Source organism: Stappia indica (assembly GCF_001696535.1).
GTDB classification, from domain to species: domain Bacteria; phylum Pseudomonadota; class Alphaproteobacteria; order Rhizobiales; family Stappiaceae; genus Stappia; species Stappia indica.
This window is the reverse complement of sequence record NZ_MBQE01000001.1, coordinates 251,795-264,088: the sequence shown is the minus strand read 5'-3', so window position 1 is coordinate 264,088 and position 12,294 is coordinate 251,795. Positions and strand designations below refer to the sequence as shown.

The window sequence follows — 12,294 nt, the reverse complement described above, 5'->3', positions numbered from 1 at the left end:
CAATCGACTGGAGGAATCATGAGCCGCATCGCATATGTGAACGGGCGCTATGTCCGGCACGCGGAGGCCGCCATTCACATCGAGGACCGGGGCTACCAGTTCGCCGATGGCGTCTACGAGGTCTGCGAGATCTGGCATGGCCATCTCGTCGACGAACGGCGCCATCTCGACCGACTCGAGCGCTCCTTGAACGAACTGTCGATCCGCATGCCGATGGGCCGCGCCGCCCTGTCGCAGGTGCTGCATGAGGTCGTACGCCGCAACAAGGTCCGCGACGGTCTCGTCTACATGCAGGTGACGCGCGGCGTGTCTCGCCGCGACCACGTCTTCCCGCCCGCGACCGTCCAGCCGGCGCTGGTGGTGACCGCGCGCTCCTCGCAGCCCGCTGCGGCCGCCGCGCTGGCCGAAAAGGGCGTGTCGGTGATCTCCGTGCCGGAGAACCGCTGGGAGCGCGTCGACATCAAGACCGTCGGCCTGTTGCCGAACGTTCTGGCCAAGCAGAAGGCGAAGGAAGCGGGGGCCAAGGAAGCCTGGTTCGTCGACCGCGATGGCATGGTGACCGAGGGCGGCTCGACCAATGCCTGGATCGTCACCAAGGACAATTGCCTGGTCACCCGGCCGGCCGTGAGCGGCATCCTGAAGGGCATCACCCGCCAGGTCGTCCTCGACATGATCGAGCGCAACGGCCTCACCTTCGAGGAGCGTGCCTTCAGCCTTGAAGAGGCGAAGCAGGCCAAGGAAGCCTTCATGACCGCGGCGACGACGGTGGTGATGCCGGTGGTGCGGATCGATGGCCAATCCGTCGGCAACGGCCACCCCGGCGAGCTGACGCGGGAGCTGCGGCGCATGTTCCACGCCACGGCCGAAGTCAGTGCGGTGTGACTTGAGGCAGGCTGTGTCATATAAACGGGCAGAAATGGCAACAAGGATGCGCTAGACTGGCGTCGTGCGTCCGAGGGTCTTCCTCCGGGCTCTTGACGCCGGGTCTGCCGGGCGCAATGCTGCGGGCAGCAGAACTGCATGGCGGCAGATTTTGTTTCCGGCTGGGCGCACCAATAAATGACAATGCGAATGCAGGAAAAAATAAAACATGGCTGACCGCGCTCAAAACCTTCAGGACACTTTCCTCAACCATGTACGCAAGCAGAAGACCCCGCTGACGATCTTTTTGATCAACGGCGTGAAGCTGCAAGGCGTCGTAACCTGGTTCGACAACTTCTGCGTTCTTCTGCGCCGTGACGGACATTCGCAGCTTGTCTACAAGCACGCGATCTCCACCGTGATGCCGAATGCTCCCGTTCAGCTGTTCGAACCGGACGAGACCGGCGAAAAGACGGCGGGCTGATTGAAGAACCAACCCCGCTCGAATCGGAAGGACAAACCCGCGCAGGAACCGGACAATCCGTTCGAGGGCCCGCGCGGGGCCGCTGGCGCGCGCGCCGCTGTCGTCGTTCCGGTGCTCACCGGCCGCCATCGCGACGAGAGCGGCGCCCAGTTGCGCCGCTCGCCCGAGGCGCGGCTTGAAGAGGCGATCGGCCTCGCCGCCGCCATCGACCTGGAGATCGTCTCCAGCGGCATCGTCACGGTCGCAACGCCCAAGCCCGGCACGCTGTTCGGCAGCGGCAAGGTCGATGAGCTCGCCGCCATCGTGAAGGCGGAAGAGATCGAACTCGTCGTCGTCGACCATCCGCTCACGCCGATCCAGCAGCGCAATCTGGAAAAGGCGCTGCATTGCAAGGTGCTCGACCGCACCGGCCTTATCCTGGAAATCTTCGGCGATCGCGCCAGCACGGCAGAGGGCACGCTGCAGGTGGAGCTTGCCCACCTGAAGTGGCAGAAGAGCCGGCTCGTGCGCTCGTGGACCCACCTCGAGCGCCAGCGCGGCGGTCTCGGCTTCGTCGGCGGTCCCGGCGAAACCCAGATCGAGGCCGACCGGCGCCTCATCCAAGAGCGGATCAACCGGCTGGAGAAGGATCTCGAGCAGGTCACGCGCACCCGCGAGCTGCACCGCGCCAAGCGCAAGAAGGTGCCGCAGCCGGTCGTCGCGCTGGTCGGCTACACCAATGCCGGCAAGTCGACGCTGTTCAACCGGCTCACGCAGGCAGAGGTTTTCGCCAAGGATCTCCTGTTCGCGACGCTCGACCCGACGTTGCGGCGAGTAACGTTGCCGCATGGGCGCGACGTCATCCTGTCGGATACGGTGGGCTTCATCTCCGATCTGCCGACGCATCTCATCGCCGCGTTCCGCGCAACGCTGGAGGAAGTGACCGAGGCCGATCTCATCCTGCATGTGCGCGACATCTCGCACGAGGATACCGAGGCCCAGGCCGCGGACGTCGCTGCAACGCTGAATGCCCTGGGTCTGGAACAGGCGCAGAGCAGCCGGTTGATCGAGGTCTGGAACAAGGTCGACAAGCTGTCCGACGAGCATCGCCAGACGCTGCTTGCCGCCAACCGCATCGACGAGGGACCCGTTGCCGTCTCCGCCGTCACCGGCGAGGGCGTTGCGGATCTTCTGGCGCGGGTGGAGCTGCGGCTCGCCGAGGACAGTCTCGTCTACGAGCTGCGGCTGGCGCCGGAGGACGGCGAGGGGCTTGCCTGGCTTTATCGCAACACCGACGTGCTGCGGCGGACAGACGGCGAGGAGGGAATCTCCCTTCGCGTGCGTGTCGGCGAGCGGCGCAAGGGCGAGTTCACCACCCGCTATCGCGGCGTCTTTACCGAAATCGACGAGGGCGCGGCGGACTGAAATCCGCCGCGTCGGCCTCAGGCGTCGTTCGACTTCGCCGCCTGCCAGACCGCTTCCATCTCGTCGAGGCTCATGTCGGCGAGCGTTCGGCCTTCGCCCTCTGCTGCGTCTTCGATGGCTGCGAAACGGCGACGGAACTTGCGGTTGGTGCGCTTCAGTGCTTCCTCCGGGTCGATGTCGAGGTGCCGCGCAAGGTTGGCCACGGCGAAGATGAGGTCGCCGATCTCGCCGGCAATGCGCTCTCGGTCGGGTGCCTTGCCGCCCTCCGCGTCGATCTCGCTGGCCAGTTCCTCGGTCTCCTCGCGGATCTTGTCGAGCACGGGCCCGGCGCTGCCCCAGTCGAAGCCGACGCGCGCGGCGCGGCGTTGCAGCTTTTCCGCTTCGGTCAGGGCAGGGAAGATTGCCGGCACGTCGTCGAGGAACCGCCGGCGCTCTTCGCCCAGGCCCGCTGCCTCCCGGGCGCTGGCGCGCTCCAGCTTCTCCTGCTGCTTGATCTTCTCCCACATGCCCTTGGCGATGCCGGCCGAGCGGGCATCGTCGTCGCCGAAGACATGCGGATGCCTGCGGATCATCTTGGCGGTGATCGCCTCGACCACGTCGGGAAAGGCGAAAGCCCCCTGTTCCTGGGAAAGGCGGGCGTGATAGACCACCTGCAGGAGCAGGTCGCCCAGTTCCTCGCGCAGGTCGACCATGTCGCCGCGCTGGATCGCGTCGGCGACCTCGTAGGCTTCCTCGATCGTGTAGGGCGCGATGGTGGAAAAGTCCTGCTCCAGATCCCAGGGGCAGCCGGTCCCGGGCGTGCGCAAGGCGGCCATGATCTCGATCAGTCGCTGGATGTCGCGGTCCGGTGTCACGCTGGCGCCCCTCATATCTGGTCCTGGCGACCGACATAGCATTGCACCGGAGGCGTTCCAAGCGGCCCCCGGACGCGACAGGGAAACGGAACGGACGGCGATGGCATCAGTGGCGGACATGGATCTGGAGGTGGCGCCGGGCGTGACGATCCCGGCTGCGGACCTGTCGGAGAGCTTCGTGCGCGCTTCGGGACCTGGCGGGCAGAACGTCAACAAGGTGGCGACGGCCGTTCAGCTCCGCTTCCAGCTTTCCGAGAACCGGACGCTCGCCGAGGACGTCAAGCAGCGGCTTGCTCGCCTTGCCGGCAGCCGGCTGACGCTGGCCGGCGAGATTCTCATCCAGGCCGACAGGTTCCGTACCCAGGAGCGCAACCGGCTGGACGCGCTGGAGCGTCTTGCCACGCTAGTGCGCAAGGCGCTCGAGCGGCCGAAACCGCGCAAGGCGACGCGGCCGACAAAGGCCTCCAAGGAGCGCCGGCTCGCCGCCAAGAAGCAGCGCGGGGCGATCAAGCGGATGCGCTCCGGCTCCGACGACTGATCAGCCGGCCGGCGGCTTGTCCGCAAGGCCTGCACCGAGGTCCGCCATCGCCGCCGCGGTCGCCTCGTCGGCGGGAAAGAAGCTCTCGATCACCAGTTCCGACAGGAAGATGTCGAGCGCGGTTCCGAACAGCGTGGTCGTGCTGAGGAACGAAAGGACGGTATCGCCGGCGAGCAGTTCCAACGGGACGGCGATGCCCGCATGCCGGTCGCGGCCGTTGACCGGCTGCGCTTTCGCCGAGGTGGGCACCGGATAGCTGCCCAGTTCCTCCACCAGAGCTGCGATCTCCGCGTCTCCCGACAGATCGGCCTGCCGGCCCAGCCGCTCCAGCAGATGGGCCCGCCATTCGCGGTAGTTGCGGATGCGCGGGGCAAGACCCTCGGGATGCAGGCTCACCTTCAGCACGTTGACCGGAGGCTCCAGCAGGTGCGGGGCGATGCCGGTGAGCAGCGCCAGCGCCGGAGCATTGGCGCGGATCAGGTTCCAGTTGCGGTCGACGGCCAGCGCCGGGTGAGGGGCGTGCCCATCGAGAATTCGCCCGACCACCTCCATCGCGGCAGCAAGGTCGGGATGGTTCGGCGCGCGCTCCGGCATCTGCGGCGAAAAGCCGGCCGCGACCAGCAGGGTGCCGCGGTCGCGCGGCGGCAGGGCGAGCTGGTCGGCGAGCCTCAGAACCATCTCCCGGCTCGGCTGCGCCTTGCCGCATTCCAGGAAGCTGAGATGGCGCTGCGACAGGCCGGCCTCGGCAGCCAGTGCCAGCTGGCTGAGGCGCCGGCGGCCGCGCCACTGGCGCAGGAGGTCGGGAAAGCTGGCGGAGGGTGTCGTGATCATGGGCCTGATCCTGCCCGCGATCTTTTCTGTCTTCAATGACCTGCGAGGTAATCGCCTCAATGACCTGACGGGTGTTCTCTCCTGTCATCCAGTCCGGCATCCGGCCGGCCTGCCAGCCAAGGAGAGTTCCCATGTTGCAGATCTTCGACCGTCTTTCCCTGCGCGGCCTTCTCGGTCTCGATGCCGTCACCTGCCTTGTGATGGGCGGGCTGCTGCTTGTTGCCGGCGGCGTTCTGGCGCTGCCACTCGGTCTGCCGCACGATCTCCTGTTCTATGCGGGGCTCGCGCTGCTGCCGGTCGCCGCCTTCATGCTGGCGGTCGCCGTCCCCTCCGCTCCGCCGGCCGCGGGCGTGTTCGTCGTCGTTGCGGGCAACTGGCTCTGGGTGGCGGCAAGCCTTGCGCTGCCGCTGTTCGGCCTCGTCTCGCCGACAGCGCTCGGCTACGCCTTTCTCGGCATCCAGGCCGCCGCGGTGGCGGTGCTGGCGCTTGCCGAGCAGCGGGCCATGGCGCGCTTGGGGGCATCGACCGCTTCTGCCTGACCGAGGGCTTACGAACACCATGCTCCGGCGGCGCGATCCCTTCGTGCCGCCGCTTTTCATCGTGCCTCTTTATTTCCTCGCGCCATGGTATATTTTGGTATCGAAAATAATATGAACAGCCGCACGGCGGCGCGGGAGGACGCGTGTATCTGGGAATCGACATCGGTACGTCCGGGGTCAAGACCGTGCTCATGGACGAGACGGATGCGATCCTTGCTTCCGCCTCCAGTTCGCTGACCGTTTCCCGGCCGCATTCCGGCTGGTCGGAGCAGGACCCGCACGCCTGGTGGGAGGCGGTGGTCGCAACGCTCGACGAGCTCTCCCGCAGCCATCCGTCCGAAATGTCGGCCGTTGCCGGCATCGGCTTGTCCGGCCAGATGCACGGCGCCACACTGCTGGACGCCGCGCACGAGGTGCTTCGCCCGGCGATCCTGTGGAACGACGGCCGCTCGGAAGCCGAATGCGCGGCGCTCGACGCACGAGCGGACTTTCGCGGCATCGGCGGCAATCTGGTGATGCCGGGCTTTACCGCGCCGAAGCTCGAATGGGTTGCCCGCCACGAGCCCGAAACCTTCGCGAAAACTGCCTTGGTGCTGCTGCCGAAGGATTACGTCCGCCTGCGCCTGACCGGGACGGCGGCCTCGGACATGTCGGACGCCGCCGGCACCTTGTGGCTCGACGTTGCCCGGCGCGACTGGTCGGACGAGCTGCTCGCTGCAACCGGTCTCATGCGCGCCAACATGCCGGCGCTTGCCGAAGGAACCGACGCCACCGGGTCGGTCCTGCCGGAGCTCTCGTCCCGCTGGGGCTTTGCCCGTCCGCCGGTGGTGGCGGGCGGTGCCGGCGACAATGCCGCCAGCGCCTGCGGCATCGGCGCGGTGCGTCCGGGCGAGGCCTTCCTGTCGCTCGGCACGTCCGGCGTGCTCTTCGTCGCCACCGACCGTTTCCGGCCCAACACCGCCGGTGCGGTCCATGCCTTCTGTCACGCGCTGCCCGACACCTGGCACCAGATGGGCGTGATCCTGTCGGCGACCGACAGCCTCAACTGGCTGGCGCGGGTTTCGGGCTGCGATGTCGCGACGCTGGAGGCGGAGGCCGCCGCGCGCCAGCGCTCCCGCCGCGACGGGCCGCCGGTGCTGTTCCTGCCGTATCTGTCCGGCGAGCGCACACCGCACAATGACGCCTCGGCGCGCGGCAGCTTCGTCGGCCTGTCGCAGGCGCATGATCGGGCCGATCTCGCACTCGCCGTGCTGGAGGGCGTCGCCTATGCCTTCCGCGACTGCCTCGACGTGCTGTCGGCGGCCGGCACCCGTGTGGAGCGCGCCACCGCCATCGGCGGCGGTGCCCGCTCGCGCAACTGGCTGGAGATCCTGGCAACCGTGCTGGGCATCGAGATCGACGTGCCCGGCAACGGGGATTTCGGCGCCGCCTTCGGTGCGGCGCGGCTCGGCCGCGCGGCGGCCACCGGCGCTTGCGGCGCCGACCGTTTCGCACCGCCGCCCACGGCACATTCCATCGGCCCTGACGCGGGGCAGCGCGCCTTCCACGAGGAAGGGCTCGCCCGCTACCGGGCGCTTTATCCGGCACTGAAAGAGGTTCTGCGATGACAGCGTTTTTCGACGGCATTCCCGCCATTCGCTACGAAGGGCCGGAGAGCGAAAATCCCTTTGCCTATCGCTGGTACGACGCCGACCGGCTCGTGCTGGGCAAGCGGATGGAGGATCATCTGCGCTTCGCCGTCGCCTACTGGCACAGCTTCTGCTGGCCGGGCGGCGATCCCTTCGGCGGGCAGACCTTCGAGCGGCCGTGGTTCGGCGAGACGATGGAGATGGCGCGTCTGAAGGCCGATGTCGCCTTCGAGATGTTCGACCTGCTCGGCGTGCCGTTCTTCTGCTTCCACGACCGGGACGCGGTGCCGGAGGGCGCGACGCTCGCCGAGAGCAACCGCAACCTGCAGGAGATCGCCGAGGTCTTCGCCCGCAAGATGGAGACGTCTAAGACTCGCCTCCTGTGGGGCACGGCCAACCTCTTCTCGCACCGCCGCTACATGGCCGGCGCGGCGACCAATCCGGACCCGGACGTCTTCGCCTATGCGGCAGGGCAGGTGAAGGCCTGCATGGACGTGACCCATCAGCTCGGCGGCCAGAACTACGTGTTGTGGGGCGGGCGCGAGGGCTATGAGACGCTGCTCAACACCGACCTCAAGCATGAGCTCGACCAGATGGGCCGCTTCCTGTCGATGGTGGTCGAGTACAAGCACAAGATCGGCTTTCCGGGCACGATCCTGATCGAGCCGAAGCCGCAGGAGCCGACCAAGCACCAGTACGACTACGACGTCGCCACGGTCTACGGCTTCCTCAAGGCCTATGGCCTCGAGAACGAGGTGAAGGTGAACATCGAGGTCGGCCACGCGGTGCTCGCCGGCCATTCCTTCGAGCACGAGGTGGCGCTCGCTTCCGCGCTCGGGATCTTCGGCTCCATCGACATGAACCGCAACGACTACCAGTCCGGCTGGGACACCGACCAGTTCCCGATGAACGTGCCGGAAGTGGCTCTGGCCCTCTACTACATCCTGAAGGCGGGCGGCTTCACCACCGGTGGCCTCAACTTCGATGCCAAGCTCCGCCGCCAGTCGCTGGACGCGGCCGACCTGATCCACGGCCATATCGGTGGCATGGACACCTGCGCGCGCGGGCTTCTGGCTGCGGCCGAGCTCATGGAAAAGGGCGACCTGTCGGATGCGGTGGCCAAGCGCTATGCCGGCTGGCAGGCGCCGGAGGCGGCCGCGATGCTGAAGGGCGAGCGCACGCTGGAGGAGATCGCCGCGCGTGTCGAGCGCGAGGGCATCGATCCGCGTCCCGTCTCGGGCCGTCAGGAATACCTGGAGAACCTGGTCAACCGTCGCCTCTGAGCAGCGGTTCCTCGTCGCGCCTGCACGAAAACGAAAACCGCCGAAGCGTGAGCTTCGGCGGTTTGTCGTTCAGGCGGATCGATGCGGTCGTCGGGCCGGCGGGGATGCGTGCTCAGCGACCGTTCAGTCCGAGGCGGGCAGCGTTCGAGGCACCGGGCTCGCCGGCGCGGAACGACTGGAAGCGGGCCTGCTTCGCCGCGTCGCCCGACATGCCGAGATCGGCAAGGGTGCGCGGATCGGAGTCGGCGACCGAGAGCGCATGAACGCGCGATGCGATACCGAAGGTGTTGCCGAGGACCCGGGTCAGGTAGGACATGGGTGCTCTCCATATGCTCGAGTTGCGTGTGCCGTTGCGGTTCGGGCGGTTCGCGTTGGCGAACTGTCCTGCCGCTCTGACCGGGGATATGGTCGCATTCGTGCTATCAGGCAAACCAAAAGAACTCATGTATATGATCAATTTCATTGAACTGAACCGCCAGGAGGCCGAGCCATGGATCTGGTGCCGGGAAAAGGCACGCCGCTGATCGAGACGGACCTGTACAGGACCTTCCTCGTCATCGCGGAAACAGGAAGTTTTTCAAAGGCTTCCGAGGTGATCGGCCGCACGCCGTCGGCCGTCTCCATGCAGGTGAAAAAGCTGGAGACGCTGCTCGGCACTGCGGTTTTTGCAAGGGAGGGACGCAGTGTCCGCATGACTGCGGAAGGCGAGGCGTTGCTCGGTTACGCGCGCCGCATCCTGCTGCTCAACGAGGAGGCGGTGGCGATGTTCCGCTCGCCCTCCATCGAGGGCGAGGTGCGCTTCGGCGCGCCGTCCGATTTCGGCACGCGATTCCTGCCCAACATCCTGACGCGCTTCGCCCGGTCGCATCCGGCGGTCAATGTCGACGTGCATCTCGACGGCAGCCCGCCGCTGCTGCAGAAGCTCAAAGAGGGGCAGCTCGACCTGATCCTCTACACGGCGCGGCCCGACAGCGATCTCGCCCGGGGCGGGGAGATCGTCTACACCGAGCCGCTGGCCTGGGCCGGGCTGGAAGGGGGCGTCGCCTATAGCCGCAACCCGCTGCCGCTGGCGCTGTCGGTGTCCGGCTGCCCCTGGCGCAAGGCCGCGCGCATCGCGCTCGACAAGGCCGAGCATCCCTACCGCATCGCCTATCAGAGCTTCCACAGCGCGGGCCAGGAAGCGGCCCTGCTGGCCGACCTTGCCGTCGCACCGTTCCCGACCAGCGTCATCACGCCGCCGCTGCAGAAGCTGGACGCGCGTCACGGCCTGCCGGAAATCGGCGACTACCACTTGATCCTCAAGGAGGCGGGCAATGCCGGCAAGGCGAGCGATGCCTTCGCCAGCCATGTGATCGCCTGCTTCCGGGAGATGAATCCGGCAAGCTGACGCGCGCTGTGCCGTCTACATGCGCATGCGCTCGGCGCGCGGGTCGAACAGCGGCTCGGTGATGATGTGCGCCTTCACCCGCTCGCCGATGATCTCGATCTCGAAGGCGCCGTCCGCGCCGAGCGCCGCCAACTCCTTCGGCAAATAGCCCTGCGCCAGCGAGGCGTCGACGAAGTGGCCGTAGCCGCCGGAGGTGATCCAGCCGACGACCTTTCCGTCGTGCCAGATCGGCTCGTCGCCGATCACGTCGGCATCGTTCGCCTCAACGACGAAGCTGACCCGGCGCAGAGTGCCGCCGGTTTCCTTCTCCCGCATGGCGGCCTCGCGGCCGATGAAATCGCCCTTGTTCAGCGCGACGAAGCGGCCGAGATCGGCCTCATACGGCCCGTAAATCGGCCGGAACTCGCGGAACCAGGTGCCGAAGTTCTTTTCCAGCCGCAGGCAGAGCAGGGCGCGCATGCCGAAGTCGCCCAGGCCGAGATCGGCGCCGGCTTCCTTCAGCGCGTCGTAGACCCGGCGCTCGTAGTGAGGTGCCATCCAGATCTCGTAGCCGAGGTCGCCGGTATAGCTGATGCGGCTGACATGGCAGGGGGCCGAGGCGACGTCCATCGCCCGGCTGGCCATGAAGGGGAAGGCGGCATTCGACACGTCATCGCCGGTGACGCGCGCCAGCAGGTCGCGCGCCCTGGGGCCGGCGATCGACAGGCCGACCCAGCCGAGATTGATCGGCGTCACGCGCACCGAGCCGTCCTGCGGCAGGTGCCGCTCGAACCAGCGCATGTGATAGATTTCGGCCTGCGACGAGCCCCACATCAGGAAGCGGTCGTCGGCAATGCGGGCGATGGTGAAGTCGCCGATCAGCTTGCCGGTCTCGTTGAGCATCGGCGTCAGCACCATCTTGCCGAGGGCCGGCATGCGGTTGGTCATCAGCTTGTCGAGGAAGGCCTCGGCGCCGGGACCTGCGATCTCGTACTTGGCGAAATTGGCGATCTCGGTGATGCCGACGCCGTTGCGCACCGCCTGGCACTCGGCCTTGACATGCGCGAAGTCGTTGGACCGGCGGAAGGAGACGATGTCGCGCGGCTCCGTGCCTTCGGGCGCGAACCAGAGCGGGGTTTCCAGCGCCCAGCTGTCGCCCATCACGGCGCCTTGCGCGCGCATGCGGTCGTAGAGCGGCGTCGTCTGGTGCGGACGGGCGGCCGGCAGTTCCTCGTTGGGATAGCGGATGCGGAAGCGGCGGGAATAGTTCTCGCGCACCTTGGCGTTGGTATAGGCGAGGGTGGCCCAGGGGCCGAAGCGGGCGACATCCATGCCCCAGATGTCGAAACCGGGATCGCCGTCGACCATCCAGTTCGAGAGGGCAAGGCCGACGCCGCCGCCCTGGCTGAAGCCGGCCATGACTGCGCAGGCGCACCAGAAATTGGTCAGGCCGCGCACCGGGCCGACCAGCGGATTGCCGTCGGGGGCGAAGGTGAAGGGGCCGTTGACGAACTGCTTGATGCCGGTGTGCTTGAGCGCGGGGAAGTGCTCGAAGCCGATCTCAAGCGAGGGGGCGATGCGCTCCAGGTTCGGGGCCAGCAGCTCCTGGCCGAAGTCCCAGGGCGTCTGGCGCGGGCTCCAGGGCGTCGCCGCGCGCTCATAGGTGCCGAGCAGCATGCCGCCGCGCTCCTGACGGGTATAGATCTCGCCGGAAAAGTCGATGGCGTGGACCATCTCCTTGCCGGTCGAGGCGACGATCTCGGCGATCTCCGGCATGTCTTCGGTCAGCAGGTAGTGGTGCTCCATGGCAAGGACCGGGAGTTCCAGCCCGACCATGCGGCCGACCTCGCGCGCCCAAAGGCCGCCGGCATTCACCACGTGTTCGGCCTCCACCGTGCCCTGCTCGGTGACGACGAGCCAGGTGCCGTCCGGCTTCTGGGCCAGCTCGACGACGCGGTTGCGCAGCGAGATCTCGGCGCCGGCCTTGCGCGCCGCCTTGGCATAAGCGTGGGTGGTGCCGGAGGGGTCGAGATGACCCTCGATCGGGTCCCACATGGCGCCGACGAAGTGCCGCTCGTCGATCAGCGGCAGCAGCTCCTTGGCCTCTTTCGCCGAGATGATCTCCGTTTCCATGCCGAGGTAGCGGCCGCGGGCATGGGCCATCTTCAGCCAGTCGAGTCGTTCCGGCGTGTCGGCCAGCTGCAGGCCGCCGGTCAGGTGAAGGCCGCAGGACTGGCCGGAAAGCTCCTCGATCTCCTTGTAGAGCGAGACGGTATAGGCCTGCAGCTTGGCGACGTTCGGGTCGCCGTTCAGCGTGTGGAAGCCGCCGGCCGCATGCCAGGTCGAGCCGGAGGTGAGCTCCGAGCGCTCGATCAGCAGCACGTCGGTCCAGCCCCTCCGGGTCAGGTGATAAAGGACGCTGCAGCCGACGACGCCGCCGCCGATCACCACCACGCGAGCCTGGGATTTCATTCGTCTGCTTCCCCGCTTGTCTGGAAAGGGATGG

At 67.2% G+C, this 12,294-nt stretch carries 12 protein-coding genes; 8 read left to right on the top strand and 4 right to left on the bottom strand.

From position 1 onward, the window contains the following. The first annotated feature begins 18 nt into the window (after window positions 1-18). The 3 genes from dat (at window position 19) to hflX (ending at window position 2,749) form a co-directional block, all read left to right on the top strand. A complete protein-coding gene (dat, locus tag BBX35_RS01245) occupies window positions 19-882 on the top strand; it encodes a D-amino-acid transaminase (protein WP_067215119.1) in 864 nt (287 codons plus the stop codon). A 208-nt stretch (window positions 883-1,090) separates the two neighbouring features. Next, window positions 1,091-1,345, top strand: coding sequence for an RNA chaperone Hfq (gene hfq / locus BBX35_RS01240; RefSeq protein WP_067215116.1), 255 nt, complete (start codon window positions 1,091-1,093; stop codon window positions 1,343-1,345). Then, window positions 1,346-2,749, top strand: coding sequence for a GTPase HflX (hflX, locus tag BBX35_RS01235; RefSeq protein ID WP_083205959.1), 1,404 nt, complete (start codon window positions 1,346-1,348; stop codon window positions 2,747-2,749). It begins immediately after the preceding gene. A 17-nt stretch (window positions 2,750-2,766) separates the two neighbouring features. Here hflX and mazG read toward each other — a convergent pair whose 3' ends face one another. After that, window positions 2,767-3,603 (bottom strand): nucleoside triphosphate pyrophosphohydrolase, encoded by an 837-nt coding sequence (mazG, locus tag BBX35_RS01230; protein WP_067218008.1) that lies wholly within the window; start codon window positions 3,601-3,603, stop codon window positions 2,767-2,769. Window positions 3,604-3,721: 118 nt separating this feature from the next. Between mazG and arfB the strand changes: the two genes are divergently transcribed. After that, complete coding sequence (gene arfB / locus BBX35_RS01225) at window positions 3,722-4,141, top strand: alternative ribosome rescue aminoacyl-tRNA hydrolase ArfB (protein ID WP_067215115.1); 420 nt, start codon at window positions 3,722-3,724, stop codon at window positions 4,139-4,141. Here arfB and BBX35_RS01220 read toward each other — a convergent pair whose 3' ends face one another. After that, window positions 4,142-4,972: a helix-turn-helix domain-containing protein gene (locus tag BBX35_RS01220; protein ID WP_067215112.1), complete on the bottom strand. Its 831-nt coding sequence runs from the start codon at window positions 4,970-4,972 to the stop codon at window positions 4,142-4,144. It abuts the gene before it with no gap. A gap of 131 nt (window positions 4,973-5,103) precedes the next feature. Between BBX35_RS01220 and BBX35_RS01215 the strand changes: the two genes are divergently transcribed. From BBX35_RS01215 to xylA, 3 genes are all read left to right on the top strand, one after another. Then, entirely contained in the window at window positions 5,104-5,511 is a 408-nt protein-coding gene (locus BBX35_RS01215; RefSeq protein WP_067215110.1) for a hypothetical protein, read from the top strand. Window positions 5,512-5,654: 143 nt separating this feature from the next. After that, window positions 5,655-7,118, top strand: a complete 1,464-nt coding sequence (gene xylB / locus BBX35_RS01210; protein ID WP_067215108.1) for a xylulokinase — start codon at window positions 5,655-5,657, stop codon at window positions 7,116-7,118. Then, window positions 7,115-8,422 (top strand): xylose isomerase, encoded by a 1,308-nt coding sequence (gene xylA / locus BBX35_RS01205; RefSeq protein WP_067215105.1) that lies wholly within the window; start codon window positions 7,115-7,117, stop codon window positions 8,420-8,422. Before xylB ends, xylA begins: the two co-directional genes overlap by 4 nt. Window positions 8,423-8,534: 112 nt before the next feature. Here xylA and BBX35_RS01200 read toward each other — a convergent pair whose 3' ends face one another. Continuing rightward, entirely contained in the window at window positions 8,535-8,738 is a 204-nt protein-coding gene (locus BBX35_RS01200) for a hypothetical protein (RefSeq protein ID WP_067215104.1), read from the bottom strand. A gap of 174 nt (window positions 8,739-8,912) precedes the next feature. On the opposite strand from BBX35_RS01200, the gene BBX35_RS01195 reads away from it, so the two are divergent. Beyond that, complete coding sequence (locus tag BBX35_RS01195; RefSeq protein WP_067215101.1) at window positions 8,913-9,809, top strand: LysR family transcriptional regulator; 897 nt, start codon at window positions 8,913-8,915, stop codon at window positions 9,807-9,809. 15 nt (window positions 9,810-9,824) lie between these two features. Here BBX35_RS01195 and BBX35_RS01190 read toward each other — a convergent pair whose 3' ends face one another. After that, the gene (locus BBX35_RS01190) at window positions 9,825-12,260 is read right to left on the bottom strand and encodes a GcvT family protein (RefSeq protein ID WP_067215100.1); all 2,436 of its coding nucleotides are present in this window, start codon (window positions 12,258-12,260) and stop codon (window positions 9,825-9,827) included. Window positions 12,261-12,294 lie beyond the last annotated feature (34 nt).